Below are 16,611 nucleotides of genomic sequence, written 5' to 3'. Positions count from 1 at the left end.
CGCCGGGTTCTGCTTTCTGGCCGGACTTAGCCACGTTTGGCCAGGCGACGCGGCGAGCTGGTCTTCACCGACTTTCCACGTCCGGAGAGGCTGGGATTGGTCATGAAATACTGATGCGCGTTGAACGGCTCCTCGCCTTCGGCCGGCGCGATGCGCCGCGAGGTTCCGTCGGGGAGGATGGTCCAGCTTTGCTGGTTGTCCTTGAGGTTCGCCACCATGATCTGGTCAAGAACCTGTTCGTGGACGGTCGGGTTGGTGATCGGCAGCATCGCTTCGACTCGCCGGTCGAGGTTCCGCTGCATCAGGTCGGCCGAGGCGATATAGACGTGCGCCTGCGGCGAGGGAAGCCCATGGCCGTTGCCGAAGGCGTAGATCCGGCTGTGCTCCAGGAAGCGGCCGACGATCGACTTCACCCGGATGTTCTCCGAAAGGCCCGGCACGCCCGGACGCAGCGAGCACATGCCGCGGACCACGAAATCGACCTGCACGCCGGCCTGGCTCGCCTCGTAGAGCGCGTCGATCGTCTCCGGGTCCACCAGGCTGTTGCACTTGCCCCAGATGGCGGCCGGCCGGCCTGCCTTGGCGTGCTCGATCTCCTCGCGCACATGCTGGATGAAGCGCTTGCGCAGCGTGTGGGGCGAAGCGGCCATCAACTCGAGCTCGTCGGGCTCGGCGTAGCCGGTGATGAAGTTGAACAGCCGCCCGACGTCGCGGCCGATGACGGGATCGTCCGTGAACACCGAGAGGTCGGTGTAGATCTTGGCCGTGATCGGGTGGTAGTTGCCGGTGCCGACATGGCAGTAGGCCCGCAGCCCGCTGGCCTCGCGGCGCACGACGAGCGAGAGCTTGGAGTGCGTCTTCAGCTCGATGAAGCCGAACACGACCTGCACGCCGGCGCGCTCGAGGTCGCGCGACCAGCGGATGTTCGCCTCCTCGTCGAAGCGCGCCTTGAGCTCGAGCGCGGTGACCGACTTGCCGGCTTCGGCCGCCTCGGCGAGCGCCTTGACGATCGGGCTGTCGGACGAGGTGCGGTAGAGCGTCTGCTTGATCGCGACGACGTTCGGGTCGCGCGCCGCCTGGAACAGGAACTGGACGACGGCGTCGAACGACTCGTACGGGTGGTGGACGATGAAGTCCTTTTCGCGGATCGCCGCGAAGACGTCGCCGGCCTGTTCGCGGATCCGCTCCGGGAAACGCGGATTGTAGGGCTTGAACTTGAGGTCCGGCCGGTCGACGCCGACGATCTGGCTGAGGTCTCCGAGCGCCAGAACGCCGTCGACCACGAACACCTCGTCATCGGCCACCGCGAGCGCCGCGATCACGAAGGCGCGCAGCTCCGGCGGCATCGTGTTCTCGATCTCAAGCCGGATGACGGAACCGCGGCGACGGCGCTTGAGGGCGCTCTCGAAGGTGCGGACGAGATCCTCGGCCTCTTCCTCGACCTCGAGATCGCTGTCGCGGATGATGCGGAACGCCGCCTGGGCGGACACCGTGTAGCCGGGAAACAGTCTGCCGATGTGCAGGCCGATCACCTGCTCGAGGCTGATGAACCGCGTCCCTTCGTTTCCGCCGTCCGGCAGCTTGATGAAGCGCTCGAAGCGCGCCGGCATGCGGATGAGCGCGTTGAGCGGGCGCCCGTCCGACTGGCGCGCGAGCTGCAGCGCGATCGTGAAACCGAGATTGGGGATGAAGGGGAAAGGATGCGCCGGATCGACCGCGAGCGGCGTCAGCACCGGGAAGACGTAGTTGAGGAAATGATCCTCGAGCCAGACCTTCTCGGCCTTCGTCAGCTGCGGGCCTTCGACCAGAAAGATCTTGGTGTCGGCGAGCTGGGAGCGCAGCTCAAGCCAACGCACCTGCTGGTCGCGGGCGAGCGAGGAGACGAGTTCGGCGATCCGCACCATCTGCTCGGCGGGCGAGAGGCCATCGGGGCTCACCGTGGTGAGGCCGGTGCGCGACTGTGCGCGCAGGCCCGCGACGCGAACCATGAAGAACTCGTCGAGATTGTTGGCCGAGATCGACAGGAAGCGGAGCTGCTCGAGCAGCGGATGATTGGCGTTGGAGGCCTCTTCGAGAACCCGGCGATTGAAGCCGATCCAGGACGCCTCACGGTTGACGAAACGGGACGGATCGCCCGGCGCGACTTCGGGCTTCTCAGCCTCGGGAGCCTTCAGCTCGACCTCGGCGATGGCGGCGCGCGGCGGAACGCGGACGTTCTCGTTCATCTCTTCGGCTCCTTCCCCATTCGGCTCCGCGGGGGCGGGCTTGCGGCGGGGAGCGCGCTCTATACGACGGCCGTGTGACGGCTTCGCAACGTCCATTTAGTCGGTTTCCTCCTGCATGCGGGCGATGACGTCCGCCGCCAATCCACGACCCACCGCGCGACCGCGCGCGAGCGACTCGCGGTCGAGAGCTTCGACGAGCGCACGGACGGCGCCAATCGAACGATCGGCCCGCAGCGCCAGAAATTCCACCACGTCGGCCTCGACGCGCAACTGTCTGTCGTCGATGAGCTTGACGAGCACCGCCGCCACCATCTGGTCGTCGGCGGGTTCGAGCCGCGCGACCGGGACAGCGCGAAGCCGCGAGGCGAGATCGGCGAGGCGCGGCCACGTCGGGGTCGGCGTGCTCCGCGCGGTGAGAAGCAGCTCGCCCCTCGCCTCCCGTACGGCGTTGAGCAGGTGAAACAGCGCAGTCTCGTCCGCGCCCGGCGCGTCGCAGTCGTCGAGCAGGATCGGGCGCTCCGGCATGGCTCTCAGGGCGTCGAGCGCGTCCGCGGCGCTCGAAGCAGCCGCGGCTTCCGCCGTCGCCGCCCAGATCGAGGCGAGATGGCTCTTGCCTGCCCCTTCGGGCCCCGCCAGCAGCAGGATCCGGTCGGGCCATCGCGGCCAGGAGGTCACCAGCGCATGCGCGGCGTGGTTCGGGCCGGCGACGAAATAGTCCTCCGCCCCGAACCTGTGCTCGACCGGCAGCGCGAGCGGATATTGCCGGGGAGCCTCGCGCGGCATGGGTTACGCGCCGGCCTGCGGCGCGCCCGCGTTCTGGCTGGGCGGCAGCGTCGGCGGCGCGCCGCGGCCGGGCAGCGGCCGGGCCGCAAGCCCCATCGGCAATTCGTTCGGCGTGTCGCCGGTGTAGAATTCGCTCTGGAGATAGCGGTCGACAGCAAACCGCGCGAGCACGCCGACGGCGGCCGCGAGCGGCACCGCGACCAGCAGGCCGACGAAGCCCATCAGGTAGCCGAAGGCGACGAGGGCGAACATCAGCCACACCGGATGGAGCCCGACCGACCGGCCGACGAGGCGCGCTGGAGGATGTTGCCTTCGACAAACTGACCGAACACGAAGATGCCGAGCACGACCATCACCATCGTCCAGTCCGGCCAGAACTGCACGATCGCGACGCCGACCGAAACCAGCAGGCCCGTGATCGAGCCGACATAGGGAATGAAGCCGATGAAGCCGGCCCCGAGGCCGATGACGAGGCCGAAGTTGAGCCCGACCAGCGTCAGCGCGATGCCGTAGAACGTGCCGAGGATGAGGCACACCAGCGCCTGCCCGCGCACGAAGCCCGAAATCCCCTCGTCCATCTCGCGGGCGAGCCGGCGGATCGTGTCCTTGTGGCGGACGGGCGCGTAGTCGTCGAGCGTACCGAGCATCCGGTCCCAGTCGATCAGCATGTAGAAGGCGACGACGGGGGTGACGACGAGGAGGCTGAGCAGCGAGATCATCGCCTGCCCGCCGCTCCACAGCGAGACGAGGAACGACGTCAGCCAGTCCACGCCCTGGCTCACGACCGTGCCGATCGAGGACTTGAGCTGCCCGACGCCCTGCCCGACCATTCGGCCGAGCCATTGCTCGTTCTGCGCGGCGATCAGCTCCTGCAGCCGCTGCACCGTCGAGGGCAGGCGCTCGACGAACCCGGAAATCTGGGATCCGAGCACCGGCACGATCAGCATGACCGCCAGGACCAGCACGAGCACGAAGGCGATCAGGATGACGACCGTCGCCCAGACGCGCGGCAGGCCGACGCGCTCCAACCGATCAGCGAGCGGATCGAGCAGATAAGCGAGCGCGAGCCCAGCCACGAAGGGCAGCAGGATGCTCGAGAACAGATAGAGGAACAGCATGAGCCCTGCGAAGGCGCAGAGCCAGAACAGCGCCTGGCGTTGCAGCGTCATGGCCCTGCTCCCGTTGCGGTTTGCCGGCGCGGGCGGCCAGGGCCCGGGGGCCATCGGCCGAAACGCCTGACGATGCCTGGAGATAGGCGCCCGCCGAGGCGAGCGTCAAGGCGGGCTTGCCGGAGAACGGGCCGGACGAGGACGTCCGAGGCGTCGAGCGGATGGGCGGCTGCGCCGTGGATGACTGGGGCCCGCGCCGCCGGCGTCGGTTGCGTCGAGACGCCCCGGCGGTCTAAGGGTCGCGCACGTTTTCGAATGGAGCCGAAATGGCCGGACAGGACAAAGACGCGGCCGGCCTCACCTATGCGGACGCCGGCGTCGACATCGATGCGGGCAACGCGCTGGTCGAACGGCTGAAGGGGCTCGTTCGGGCCACCCGTCGCCCCGGCGCGGACGCCGAGATCGGCGGCTTCGGCGGATTGTTCGACCTCAAGGGCGCAGGCTTCGCCGACCCCGTGCTGGTGGCCGCCAATGACGGCGTCGGCACCAAGCTCAAGCTCGCCTTCGACACCGGCGTCCATGACACGGTCGGCGTCGACCTCGTCGCGATGTCGGTCAACGACGTCGTGGTGCAGGGCGCCGAACCCCTCTTCTTCCTTGACTATTTCGCCTGCGGAAAGCTCTCGGGCGACACCGCCTATGAGGTCGTCAAGGGCATCGCCACAGGATGCATGGAGGCCGGCTGCGCCCTGATCGGCGGCGAGACGGCCGAGATGCCGGGCATGTATCCGGACGGCGAGTACGACCTTGCAGGCTTTGCGGTCGGCGCGGCCGAACGGGGCAAGCTGCTGCCGCGCCGCGACGTGAAGGACGGCGACGTGCTGCTCGGCCTCGCATCGTCGGGCGTTCATTCGAACGGCTTTTCGCTCGTCCGCCGGATCGTCGCGCGCTCGGGACTGTCGCTTGAGGACGCCGCGCCCTTCGCGCCGGCCGAGAGCCTCGGGCGCGCGCTGCTGAAGGCTACCAAGATCTATGTCCGCCCGCTGCTCGCCGCGTTGAAGGCCGGGTTCGAGATCAAGGCGCTCGCCCATATCACCGGCGGCGGCCTGCCCGACAATCTTCCGCGCGTGCTGCCCGACGGCCTCGGGGCCGCGATCGACCTGTCCGCGATCAAGGCTCCGCCGGTGTTCGGATGGCTGTCGCAGGCGGGCGGGGTCGCCGAGCACGAGATGCTGCGCACCTTCAACTGCGGCGTCGGAATGGTGGTGGTGGCTTCGGCCGACCAGGCCGAGGCGATCGTGGCGAAGCTCGCCGACGAGGGCGAGACGGTCGCGCGCATCGGCGAGATCGTGGCGATCTCGGCCGCAGACGAGCCCGTCACGTTCTCGGGCTCGCTCGGGTTCTGACGATGCGCGTCGCGATCCTCGTTTCGGGCCGCGGCTCCAACATGGCGGCGCTCATCGACGCCGCGAAGGAGCCGGGCTTTCCGGCCGAGATCGTCGCCGTGATCTCGAACCGCCCGACCGCAGGCGCGCTCGACATCGCGGCGGGCGCCGGCATCGCGACCGCGGTCGTCGACCACAAGAAGTTTCCGTCCCGCGAGGCCTTCGACGAGGCGCTCGACGCGGAGCTTCGCGGCCACCGCCCCGACATCATCTGCATGGCGGGTTTCATGCGGCTGCTGACGCCCGGCTTCATCTCGAAGTGGGAGGGGCGGATGCTCAACATCCACCCTGCCCTGCTGCCGAGCTTCAAGGGATTGGACACCCACGCCCGGGCGCTCGAGGCGGGGGTCCGGCTCCACGGCTGCACGGTGCATCTCGTCACCGCAGAAATGGACGCCGGCCCGATCGTGGCGCAGGCGGCGGCGCCGGTGCTCGACGGCGACGACGAGGCGGCGCTCGCGGCCCGTGTGCTGAAGGCCGAGCACAAGCTCTACGTCCATGCGCTCAAAGCCTGGGCGGACGCCGCGCCCGGCTCGCGGGAGACCGCGTGGTCTGGGACCGGGCGGTCGAAGCTCCCGAGGCGCTGATCTGGCCCTAAGGGCCACGCGAGCCCTTCGCGCTATCTTCGCCTGCCGACCACGGTCGGCTCGGAGACGCGCCATGCCCAAGATCGACCTCGCCGACGCCCCGGAGCAAAAAGGCTCCGGCTATCCTGAGGAGTTCGCCGCGCCTTGCGCGTCGCGGATCCGCCGCCGGCTCGGCGACGCCGGCGGACTGACGGATTTCGGCGTCAATCTCATGCGCCTTCCTCCCGGCGGCCGGTCGAGCCAGCGGCACTGGCACAGCCGCGAGGATGAGTTCGTCCATGTGCTCAAAGGCGAGCTGACGCTGGTCGAGGACGGCGGCGAAACCCTGCTTCGGGCCGGCGACAGCGTCGCCTTTCCGAAGGGGACCGGAGACGGCCACCACATGATCAACCGCGGACCGAACCGCGGTCTATCTCGAGGTCGGTTCGCGGAACCCGGACGACGTCATCACCTGTTCGGACGTCGACATGATGAGCGCCAACGCCGACGGGCTGTTCCGCCGCAAGGACGGAACGCCTTACGCCTAAGGCGCGTCGATCTCCGCGATCTTCCTGCGGTTCGCTTTTCGAAGCGCCCGGTTCGCTTGCCCCGCCCCAAAAGAAAAAGGGCGCGGATCGCTCCGCGCCCTTTCCTGTTTTTGTCAGTCCGCGATCACGACGCGTCGCGGATCGTGCCTTCGGCGGTCGCGTGCTTCTTGCGCTTCACGAAGTAGGCGAGCGCGATGACGATCGCGGCGCCGGCCGCGGCCGCGGCGTAGTGCAGCCACTTCACGGCGGTGAACTGCCCTTGCGTCTCCGGATCCGGAACCACGAGCGCCGGGTCGAAGCCCTGCAGCCAGCCGACCACCAGCACGTCGCCAAGGATCATCTCGCCCGCGATCCAGCCGAGCAGCGCCGCGCCGAGCCAGACCAGGAACGGGTACTTCTGGAGGATCGTGGAGAGCAGCGTCGAGCCCATGATGATCAGCGGGATCGTCAGCAGCAGGCCGAAGATGAAGAGCTCGGGATGACCCTTCGCGGCGGCGGCGATCGCCACCACGTTGTCGAGGCTCATCACGGCGTCGGCGATCGCGATGGTGCGGACCGCGCCCCAGAGGTTCGAGGAGGCCTCGACGTCGGCGTGCTCCTCATGCTCGTCGGTCGCGAGCTTGATGGCGATCCAGAACAGAAGGACGCCGCCGGCGATCTTCAGGAAGGGCACGCCGAGCAGGAAGGTGATGAAGAAGGCGAAGATGATTCGCAGGCCGACGGCCGCGCCCGCGCCGAGCAGAATGCCCATCTTGCGCTGATCGGCCGGCAGCTTGCGGCAGGCGAGCGCGATGACCACGGCGTTGTCGCCCGACAGCAGCAGGTCGATCCAGATGATCTGCATCAACGAGATCCAGAACGCCGGCTGATCGAACGCGAAATTGAATTCCATGAGGTCCCTCCCGAAGGCGGGACGCCTCCGAGAGAGGGGGGCCCGCCGTTACACTTTGGTAGCAGGCCCCGGATCCGATATCGAGACCGTGATCATCCCGCGTGTTCTTCGACGCGGCTTCTGACCTTCATCCGACGCACCAGCCAGCCGACCAGCAGAACCACGACCGCGAGCGTGAGCGCCGCCGTCGTCTCCCAACTGTGAAACGTATTCGCCGCCGAAGTGATCCTCCAAGGCCTTGTCGGACACGAGCATTTCGCCTGCGACATAGCCCAGCAGCGCCGCGCCCGCCCACACGATGAGCGGGAACTTATCCATTATGGCCAAAATGACGGCGCTGCCCGCGACGATCATCGGAACCGAGATCACGAGTCCGAGAACAAGCAGACCGAAGTGGTCTCCGGCGACGCCCGCGATGGCGATGACGTTGTCGAGGCTCATGACCACGTCGGCGATCGCGATGGTGGCGATCGCCCGCCAGAGGCTTTCGTGGCTCTTCACGCCCTGCTCGTCCTCGGCGCCCTGCGGGCCTACGAGATCGACGGCGATGTAGAGCAGCGCGAGCGCGCCGAGGATCTTGAGATAAGGCACGCCCAGAAGGCGCACGATGATGAGCGTGAACAGCACGCGCAGCGCGATGGCGACGCCAGCGCCCGCCACCATGCCCATTTTTCGCTGCCTGGCCGGCAACGACCGGCACGCCATCGCGATGACGACGGCGTTGTCGCCAGACAGAAGCGCGTTGATCCAGATGATCCGCCAAGCGCGAGCCACTCAGCGGAGCCGAAACCCATGGCCCCCTCCCCCGTTGTTGGGCGCCGTCGGACGCGGCGCTTGAGACCGGGAGGCGTTCACGAAAGCGTGCGCCGGCCGGCGCACGCTTGGTATCATGCATGCCGCAGATCGGGGAAGCGGCGTCTTCTATCGTTCAGCCGACGATCTCTTCCGGCTTGAAGAAGTAGGCGATCTCTTCCTTGGCGGTCTCGGGCGCGTCCGAACCGTGCACCGAGTTCGCCTCGATCGACTCGGCGAAGTCCTTGCGGATCGTGCCGGCGTCGGCGTTGGCGGGGTTGGTCGCGCCCATGATCTCGCGGTTCTTGAGCACGGCGTTTTCGCCTTCGAGCACCTGGACCACGACCGGGCCGGAGATCATGAAGGAGACGAGGTCGTTGAAGAACGGGCGCTCCTTGTGGACCGCGTAGAAGCCCTCGGCCTGCTCCTTGGTCATGTGGATGCGCTTCTGGGCGACGACGCGCAGGCCGCCGGCCTCGAGATAGGACAGCACCTTGCCCGTGATGTTGCGGCGGGTCGCGTCGGGCTTGATGATGGAGAAGGTGCGCTCGATGGCCATTTTGGACGCCTTGTCTTGTGCGGCGCGGGCGGCGTCGGCATGACGCGCGCTCTTCACGCTTCGAAGGGTTGAAAGCGCGCGGCTTATAGCGCGCGCTTACCCGGGGCGAAAGTCTCAGACGCCGCGCGGAACCGGCGCTGGCTCCGAGGCCGCGGTCTGGGACTGCTGGAACAGGTCCATATTGGCTTCTCCCCAATCTGAGAGAGCCAAAAGGATCGGCACGAATGTCCGGCCCCGATCAGACAGGCTGTATTCGACCTTGGGCGGCACCTGAGCGTAGACGACGCGATTGATCAGTCCGTCGGCTTCCAGCTCGCGCAACTGATTGGTCAGCGTCCTCTGCGTGACCCCGGACATCAGGCGCATCAATTCATTGAAGCGAACCGCGCCTCTCTCCTGAAGATACCAAAGCGCGACGCACTTCCATTTTCCGTCGATCAAGCTGATCGCCGCCTCCACAGCGCAACCAGGATTGTCGTCGAAACTGGAGTGGCGCCGTTTGGCCATGACGGTATCCTTTCGTGCTTAGAGCAGAATTTGTACGTATTACGGAGATCGCGCGTACCCGCTAGGTGAGCTCTTATCCTCCATTTGGCTACTGAAAGGGTAAGAGCATGAGCGACACCATGAAGGCGATCGTCCTGAGTAAGTTCGGCGGTTTCGACGCTTTCGAGATGCGCGATGTGGCCGTGCCGCCAGTCGGACCTCGACAGGTCCGGGTGCGGGTTCACGCCACCGCCCTCAACCCGCTGGATTATCAGATCCGACGCGGCGACTACGCCGACTATGTGCCGCTCCCCGCCATCATCGGTCACGACGTTTCCGGCGTCGTGGAAGAGACGGGGACGTCGGTCAGCGAGTTCGAGATAGGCGACGAGGTCTACTACACGCCCAAGATCTTCGGCGGCCCCGGCTCCTATGCGGAGCAGCACGTCGCCGATGTCGATCTGGTCGCCCGCAAGCCGCGCAACATCACCCATCTGGAGGCCGCCAGCCTGACGCTGGTCGGAGGCACGGTCTGGGAAGCCTTGGTGACCCGCGCCCAGCTCGCCGTCCATGAGACCATTCTGATCCACGGCGGAGCTGGCGGCGTCGGCACGATCGCGATCCAGGTCGCCAAAGCGATGGGCGCGCGGGTCATCACCACGGCGCGCCGCAGCAACCATGAGTTCGTGCGTTCGCTTGGAGCCGACGAGGCGATCGACCACACGTCCGACGACTACGTCTCGGCCGTGGCGGAACTGACCAACGGGCATGGCGTGAACGTCGTGTTCGACACGATTGGCGGCGACGCCCTGACGAGAAGCGCGCTCGTCCTCGCGGACGCCGGACGGGTCGTCAGCATCGTCGATATCGCACAGCCGCAGAACCTGATCGAGGCGTGGGGCAAGAACGCCGCCTACCATTTCGTCTTCACCCGGCAGAACCGGGGCAAACTCGACGCGCTGACGAACCTGGTCGAACGCGGCCTGATCCGACCTGTCGTCGGCGCCGTGCTGCCTCTGGCTCGGATCGGCGAAGCGCACGACGTGCTCGAAAGCGGAGGCGCCCGCGGGCTTCGAGGCAAGCTGGCGATCGATGTCGTGGGAGAGACCGTCAGGCTTCCACAGCCGCGATAGATGGAGCGATGGGACGGCGGGCTCTTCCCGGAACGCCGCCGTCTTCAGGAGGGCCGATCAGGCGGATCGCCTGACCTTACCCCCGGGTTTTCGCCAGCGTCTCGCCGTAGCGATCCTCCAGCCGGGAGAACCAGGCGGCGAGCTTGTCCTCGCCGTCGAGATAATCGACCGCGCCCACGACCCGCGCCCACTGGAAGAGGCCCGCGATCAGCATGTCGGCGAACAGCGGTTCGTCGCCGCCGAGGAACGGCTGCTGCCGCAGCAGGATCTTGATCGGCGTCATGGCCTCGCGGGCGGACGCGATCGAATGTTCCGGTTCGCCGCCACCTCCTCGAGCGGTCGCCGGAACATCTTTTCGCGCGAGGTCCGGAAGTAGGCCTGCGTCTCGGCGTCGAGACCGTCATGGATCGCCAGCACCATGGCGCGCGACATCTTGCCGAGTAGGTATGCGGCGTGCGCGCCGACGAAACGGCTGAGCGCCACGCCGCCATCGCCGGCGAACAGCGTCAGCCGGTCCGGGAAATCGCGCTCCAGCTTCAGCGCGAGTTCGAAGGAGTCGCCCACCACCTCGTCGCCGAGCTCCACCACCGGCACGGTCTTGAAGCCGCCGCCGCGAATGTTCGGAATGTCGACGAAGCGCGCCGCGGTCGTCTCGAACGCCACGCCCTTGTGCGCGAGCGCAAGCTTGGCGGCCCAGCAATAGGGGCTCAGGCGACGGCCGTCCGCGAGCGTCAGGTCGTAGACATGGGCGTTCATCAGCGTCCTCCGGATCGTTTTTGCTCAATCTTCTTGGCGCGCACTCTGGCATGCCAGACGAGCCGAAGGCGAGGCCGAAGTTTCTCGCTCCGTCACGTCACGCCGGATCCCGCCGCCTCGTCATGTCCTCGTCAGTCATCTCGAACGAGGATTTCTCCCATGACCGCGCGTCTCGACCCCTTCGAAGCCGAGGACGAGCGCGTCGTCGCGATCTACGTGACGCGCAACCCCGAGAAACTGATACGCGTCGAGGCGTAGCGCTGAACCCTCCTCCTCGCGCGCCTCGCGTCAGCGCCGAAGGACCGACCATCGATAGTCCGACGGTTCGAGCGGGCCGGCGGCGGCGCGCACCTGCGGAGCAGGCGGCGCGAACGCATCGTTCCCAGAGGGTGCGGGCATGCGGATCGTGATCTCGATCCAGGGCGAAAGCGCGCCGCCGGCCCAGGCCGCCGAAATTCCGTCGGCGGTCCTACGGACGCGGACCGCATCGCCCGCGACGCGCATCGCGGTGGCGGCGGAGGGAAGCGGAATGTCGGCGCCCGCCCCGCCAAGCGTCATCGGCGGCTCGAGGCGCAGCACGAGCTCGATCTCTCGCGGACCGATCGCCGCGGCGCGCACGGCCGGCGCGAGCGAGGCGCCGAGCGCCAACGCCGCCCCGCCTGTCAGCGCCGCCCTTCGATCCAGCATCGCGGCCTCCCTCGTCGCGCGACGATCAATCCGGCGCGGCTCCCCGTCAATTGCGCGCCTTGCGCGAAGGCTCGAGCCGCACCAGATTTTCTGACGCGCGACGCCTCGCGCGACCGACTGGAGCCGAAGCCGAAACATGACGACCTCTGCCCCGCTCTATCCCGCAGCCCAGCCGCCCCGCGAGGTCTTCGACCCGCTGGTGGAGCCGCGGCTCTACGAGGGCGTGCTCAGCCGGCGCATCCTCGCCTTCTGCGTGGACTTCGTGATGGTCTGCCTGCTGACCTTCGTGGCGAGCGGCGTCATCCTGATGCTGGGCTTTCTGACGTTCGGCCTGCGTGGCTTCTGTTCGGCGGCGTCTTCCCGGCGGTCGCGATTCTCTATTCGGGCGCGACGCTCGGCGGCGACAGAGCCGCGACCTGGGGCATGCGGCTCACTGGCCTCACCTGCCGTCTGTGGCACGGCGCGAAGCCCGGCTTCGTCATCGCCGCCGCCCATGTCGTGTTCCTCTACGTCTCGATCACCTTCCTGACGCCGCTCATCCTTGCGGTCGGACTGTTCACGCGTCGCAAGCAGTTGCTGCACGACCTCGTGCTCGGCACGCTGTTCGTGGATCGCGGAACGCTCGAAGGGCGGCGCTGACGCGCCGCTTGCCGGGCGGCGAAGCGCTGATATCCTGATCGACGCTGCGTCGCGGGCGGGACCGCGGCGCTCGGCTGGACGACGCCTTGACCGCTCATTCGCGCGACACGCCGCAGTTCTATCTGACCGCGCCCTCGCCCTGTCCCTACCTCAAGGGCCAGTTCGAGAGAAAGGTGTTCACGCACCTTGTCGGCGAAGAGGCCGCGACCCTCAACGATCTGCTGACGCATGGCGGGTTCCGCCGCAGCCAGACGATCGCCTATCGGCCGGCTTGCGAAAGCTGCCGGGCCTGCGTGTCGGTCCGGGTGCGGGTGGCCGAGTTCGCGCCCACCAAGGCGTTCCGGCGGAACCGCGCGGTCAACCGCGACCTCGTGCGCGCCGAGATCGGCGCGACGCCGACGTCGGAGCAGTATTCGCTGTTCCGCGCCTATCTCGACAGCCGCCATTCCGACGGCGGCATGGCCGACATGACGGTGCTCGACTACGCCACCATGGTGGAGGACAGCCATGTGCGCACCGGCCTCGTCGAGTATCGCCGCCGCGGCCCCGACACAGCGATCAACGGCCGGGGCGCAGGTCCGCTTCTCGCGGTCGCGCTCGTCGACCGGCTCTCGGATGGGCTGTCGCTGGTCTATTCCTTCTACGATCCCGCCCAGCGCGAGCGCGGCCTCGGCACGCATGTGATCCTCGACCACATCGAGCGCGCGAGGGCGCTCGGACTGCCCTACCTCTATCTTGGCTACTGGGTCGATGGCTCGCCGAAGATGGACTACAAGCGCCGCTTCCGCCCGCAAGAATATCTCGGACCGACCGGCTGGACGCTGCGCGAGGGCGAGTAGGCTGTCGGATCTGCGCCGCTTACGGCGCCGGCGAGGAGCGCCAGATCGCGATCGCGTCCGTCGTGGAGCCGTAGACCTCTCCATCCGGCCCCCAGACGGGCGACCCTTGCGGATAGTTGTAGCTCGGCCCGAAGCTCTCCCGCAGCCGAAGACGATAGTCCGCAGGCCCTGAGGCGCGCGGCGTGAGTTCAAGCAGAGCGCCGACGTTGAACACGCCGCCCTGATACGTCGTCACGGCGAGCGCCCCGCTCCCCGCATCGCGCGCCACGCCGAGCGGAAAGCATCCCTCCCCGCCGCCGGCGAGCTTACGAACCTTCTGGAACTTCCATTTCTTTCCGCTCCCCGACGGAGGCGCCAGGCGATAAACGCCGCCGCAACCGTCCGCGCCGCCGTTGCGCGCCGCGCCGATCACGGCTCCAACCCCATCGAGCGCGATGTCGCCGATGGGCGACCCGACCTGGTTCGGGTCGCTGAAGGACTTCAGCGTCTTGAGCTTGTATGAGCCGCCGGACGTCGGCCTGAGCATATAGGCCGCCCCGAGATTGGCGGCCCCGCCCGTGAAAAGCGCGCCGTAGAGATTTCCAGCGTCGTCGCGCGTAAGCGCGGACCGCGGCGTGCAGCCGACTTCGGAGGCGAAGGTCGCGAGCGTCTTGAACTTCCAGGGCAGCGCGCCGCTCTTCTGAGGCTTCAGCTGAAACACGAGGCCGCAGTTCGACGGGCCGCCCCCTTCCGTCGTCCCGAACAGCGATCCGTCGGGCGCGAGCAGAAGGTTCGTCGAGGGCGACCCGCACAACGTCGGGCGAGAAGATTGTCCGCCGACGACTTCTTAGCCGAAATTGAACCCGTCAGCCGGTGAACCGGTTCGACTTCGGGAACCCGTGGGGAGGGAGCCTGCCCGCCTCGGCGCGGTTGCCGAGCCAGTCGCGCAGCTCCTCGCCCTTCACGAGCCGCGCGACGCCGCCATTCGTGGTGAAGCTCAGTCCTTCGGCGAGCGCGAAGACCTTGGCGTCGGAGACGCCGCCATCCTTGTAGCGCTGGAGGCGAACGCCCGAACCGCGCGCCATCTCGGCCACCTGGCCGATCGGGAACAGCAGAAGCTTCCTGTTCTCGCCCACGATCGCGACCGTGTCGCCTGACGCCTCCGCGAACTTCAGCACGGTGGCGCCGGTCTCGAGGTTCGCCACCTGCCTGCCCTTGCGGGTGGAGGACAGGAGCTGGTCCTCGCCCACCAAGAAGCCGCGCGCGCCGGTCGTCACCACGAGGCGCTTTCTTGCGGCCTTGTGCGCGAAGACGTCCACCACCTCGGCGCCGTCGTCGATGTCCGCCATCAAGCGGATCGGCTCGCCGTTGCCTCGTCCGCCGGGGAGCTTCGAGGCGTCGAGCGTGTAGACCTTGCCGTTCGACGTGACGACGAGGAGCTTCGCCGTGGTCTCGGTCGGAAACGAGAGCTTGAGCTTGTCGTCGGCCTTGAACGACAGGTTCGAGACGTCGGCCACATGGCCCTTGAGCGCGCGGATCCAGCCTTTTTCAGACACCACCACGGTGATCGGCTCGCGCTCGACGAAGGCGTCTGCGACGTCGGCGGCCGTCGCCGAGGGCGGCGCCTCGAAGGTCGTCCTGCGCTTGCCCAGCGGCGTGGCGTGTCAGGTCCGAAGGACTTGGCGAGCGCGTCGAGCTCCTTGCCGACGCGGTTCCACTGCTTCCGCTCGGAGCCGAGCAGCGCGCAAGTCCTCGCCCTCCTTGGTGAGCTTCTCGTGCTCGCGCCTGATCTCGATCTCTTCGAGCTTGGCGAGCGACCGCAGGCGCATGTTGAGGATCGAGTCGGCCTGAAGCTCGGTCAGGTCGAAGGCCGCGATGAGGTCCGCCTTGGGGTCGTCGGCCTGGCGGACGATCCGGATCACCTCGTCGATGTTGAGGAAGGCGATCAGCAGGCCGTCGAGAATTTCGAGCCTGCGCACGATGGCGTCGAGCCGGTGCTGGGCGCGGCGCTGGATGACCTCGCGGCGATGGTCGAGCCAGTGACGGAGCGCGTCCTTGAGACCGAGCACAACAGGCGTCGTGCCGCGCACCAGCACGTTCATGTTGATCGGGATGCGGGTCTCGAGCTCCGTGAGCTTGAACACGCTCTCCATCATCACGACCGGATCGACCTGGCGCGCCCGCTCGATCACCAGGCGGATGTCCTCGGTCGACTCGTCGCGCACGTCGACCACGAGCGGAAGCTTGCGGTCGTTGATGAGCTCGGCGATGCGCTCGACGAGCCGGCTCTTCGGCACGAGCCACGGGATCTCGGTGACGACCGCCACCCATGTGCCGCGGCCAAGGTCCTCGACCGACCAGCGCGCTCGGGTGCGGAACGAGCCGCGGCCGGTGCGGTAGCTTTCGGCGATGACCGACGCGCTGTCGACGATCACGCCGCCGGTCGGGAAGTCCGGGCCCTTCACGTGGCCGAGCAACGCTTCGGTCTCGGCGCTCGGATCGGCGAGGAGAACCCGGGCGGCCTCGACCAGCTCGAACACGTTGTGGGGCGGCACGGCGGTCGCCATGCCGACCGCGATGCCCTGGGAGCCGTTCGCGAGCAGGTTCGGGAAGGCGCCGGGCAGGACGATCGGCTCTTCTTCCGAGCCGTCATAGGTTGGGCGGAAATCGACCGCGTTCTCGTCGAGCCCGTCGAGCAGCAGGCGCGCGACCTCGGTGAGGCGCGCCTCGGTGTAGCGCATGGCCGCGGCGTTATCGCCGTCGACGTTGCCGAAGTTGCCCTGCCCCTCCACCAGCGGCCAGCGCTGCGCGAAGTCCTGCGCAAGGCGCACCATCGCGTCATAGACCGACTGGTCGCCGTGCGGATGGTACTTGCCGATGACGTCGCCGACGACGCGCGCGCATTTCTTGAAGGCCGAGCCGGGTCGAGCTTCAGCTCCCGCATCGCCCAGAGAACCCGGCGATGCACCGGCTTCAGCCCGTCGCGGACGTCCGGCAGGGCGCGCTGCGTGATGGTGGAGAGCGCGTAAGCGAGATAGCGCTCCTCCAGCGCCGACCGGAGGTCGACCGGCAAGACGCCGTCTTCGGGCGGAGGCGCGAGTTCGCTCATCGCATCTCGTTAGGCCGGGATCCGATTCGCTTCAAGAAAAGCCGGGCGTTCCGCCTGTGGGGAA

Annotated in this window: 13 protein-coding genes and 4 pseudogenes; 6 read left to right on the top strand and 11 right to left on the bottom strand. The window is 67.6% G+C overall.

The genetic code is table 11. The annotated features are described in order from the left end of the window. Positions 1-26 precede the first annotated feature (26 nt). The 3 genes and pseudogenes from K6K41_RS27800 to K6K41_RS27790 form a co-directional block, all read right to left on the bottom strand. On the bottom strand, positions 27-2,225 hold the full coding sequence (locus K6K41_RS27800) for an RNA degradosome polyphosphate kinase (protein ID WP_261405850.1): 2,199 nt from the start codon (positions 2,223-2,225) through the stop codon (positions 27-29). Between the two features lie 96 nt (positions 2,226-2,321). After that, complete coding sequence (locus K6K41_RS27795; protein WP_261403208.1) at positions 2,322-3,008, bottom strand: P-loop NTPase family protein; 687 nt, start codon at positions 3,006-3,008, stop codon at positions 2,322-2,324. A gap of 3 nt (positions 3,009-3,011) precedes the next feature. Beyond that, positions 3,012-4,177 (bottom strand): annotated as a pseudogene (locus tag K6K41_RS27790) (AI-2E family transporter). Between the two features lie 266 nt (positions 4,178-4,443). Here K6K41_RS27790 and purM point away from each other — a divergent pair. From purM to K6K41_RS27775, 3 genes and pseudogenes are all read left to right on the top strand, one after another. Continuing rightward, positions 4,444-5,523, top strand: a complete 1,080-nt coding sequence (gene purM / locus K6K41_RS27785) for a phosphoribosylformylglycinamidine cyclo-ligase (protein ID WP_261403207.1) — start codon at positions 4,444-4,446, stop codon at positions 5,521-5,523. Positions 5,524-5,525: 2 nt separating this feature from the next. After that, positions 5,526-6,149: a phosphoribosylglycinamide formyltransferase gene (purN, locus tag K6K41_RS27780; RefSeq protein WP_261403206.1), complete on the top strand. Its 624-nt coding sequence runs from the start codon at positions 5,526-5,528 to the stop codon at positions 6,147-6,149. Positions 6,150-6,222: 73 nt separating this feature from the next. Beyond that, positions 6,223-6,676: pseudogene (locus K6K41_RS27775) on the top strand (cupin domain-containing protein). 124 nt (positions 6,677-6,800) lie between these two features. Here K6K41_RS27775 and K6K41_RS27770 read toward each other — a convergent pair. The 4 genes from K6K41_RS27770 to K6K41_RS27755 all read right to left on the bottom strand — a co-directional run bounded on the left by K6K41_RS27770 (position 6,801) and on the right by K6K41_RS27755 (position 9,426). Beyond that, complete coding sequence (locus K6K41_RS27770) at positions 6,801-7,568, bottom strand: TerC family protein (RefSeq protein WP_261403205.1); 768 nt, start codon at positions 7,566-7,568, stop codon at positions 6,801-6,803. A gap of 48 nt (positions 7,569-7,616) precedes the next feature. Beyond that, a complete protein-coding gene (locus K6K41_RS27765; RefSeq protein ID WP_428978555.1) occupies positions 7,617-8,273 on the bottom strand; it encodes a TerC family protein in 657 nt (218 codons plus the stop codon). 223 nt (positions 8,274-8,496) lie between these two features. Further along, positions 8,497-8,919: a nucleoside-diphosphate kinase gene (ndk, locus tag K6K41_RS27760; RefSeq protein WP_261403203.1), complete on the bottom strand. Its 423-nt coding sequence runs from the start codon at positions 8,917-8,919 to the stop codon at positions 8,497-8,499. A gap of 114 nt (positions 8,920-9,033) precedes the next feature. Continuing rightward, positions 9,034-9,426 (bottom strand): winged helix-turn-helix transcriptional regulator, encoded by a 393-nt coding sequence (locus K6K41_RS27755; protein ID WP_261403202.1) that lies wholly within the window; start codon positions 9,424-9,426, stop codon positions 9,034-9,036. A 107-nt stretch (positions 9,427-9,533) separates the two neighbouring features. Here K6K41_RS27755 and K6K41_RS27750 point away from each other — a divergent pair, with 107 nt between their 5' ends. After that, on the top strand, positions 9,534-10,538 hold the full coding sequence (locus K6K41_RS27750; RefSeq protein ID WP_261403201.1) for a zinc-dependent alcohol dehydrogenase family protein: 1,005 nt from the start codon (positions 9,534-9,536) through the stop codon (positions 10,536-10,538). A gap of 76 nt (positions 10,539-10,614) precedes the next feature. Here K6K41_RS27750 and K6K41_RS27740 read toward each other — a convergent pair. Further along, positions 10,615-11,294, bottom strand: a pseudogene (locus tag K6K41_RS27740) (glutathione S-transferase N-terminal domain-containing protein). 288 nt (positions 11,295-11,582) lie between these two features. Beyond that, positions 11,583-11,981, bottom strand: coding sequence for a hypothetical protein (locus K6K41_RS27735; RefSeq protein ID WP_261403198.1), 399 nt, complete (start codon positions 11,979-11,981; stop codon positions 11,583-11,585). Between K6K41_RS27735 and K6K41_RS29900 the strand changes: the two genes are divergently transcribed. Beyond that, positions 11,973-12,620, top strand: coding sequence for an RDD family protein (locus K6K41_RS29900; RefSeq protein ID WP_315855250.1), 648 nt, complete (start codon positions 11,973-11,975; stop codon positions 12,618-12,620). The genes K6K41_RS27735 and K6K41_RS29900 overlap by 9 nt on opposite strands. A gap of 86 nt (positions 12,621-12,706) precedes the next feature. Then, the gene (locus K6K41_RS27725) at positions 12,707-13,459 is read left to right on the top strand and encodes an arginyltransferase (RefSeq protein ID WP_261403197.1); all 753 of its coding nucleotides are present in this window, start codon (positions 12,707-12,709) and stop codon (positions 13,457-13,459) included. A gap of 19 nt (positions 13,460-13,478) precedes the next feature. Here K6K41_RS27725 and K6K41_RS27720 read toward each other — a convergent pair whose 3' ends face one another. Both K6K41_RS27720 and parC read right to left on the bottom strand, forming a co-directional pair. Beyond that, positions 13,479-14,252 carry a choice-of-anchor tandem repeat GloVer-containing protein gene (locus tag K6K41_RS27720; protein ID WP_261403196.1) on the bottom strand — a complete coding sequence of 258 codons (774 nt, stop codon included), beginning with the start codon at positions 14,250-14,252 and terminating at the stop codon, positions 13,479-13,481. A gap of 52 nt (positions 14,253-14,304) precedes the next feature. Continuing rightward, positions 14,305-16,547, bottom strand: a pseudogene (parC, locus tag K6K41_RS27715) (DNA topoisomerase IV subunit A). Positions 16,548-16,611 lie beyond the last annotated feature (64 nt).

The sequence above is a fragment of the Chenggangzhangella methanolivorans genome, from assembly GCF_019797865.1.
GTDB lineage: Bacteria > Pseudomonadota > Alphaproteobacteria > Rhizobiales > Methylopilaceae > Methylopila > Methylopila methanolivorans.
This window is presented reverse-complemented; position numbering and strand designations above follow the sequence as displayed.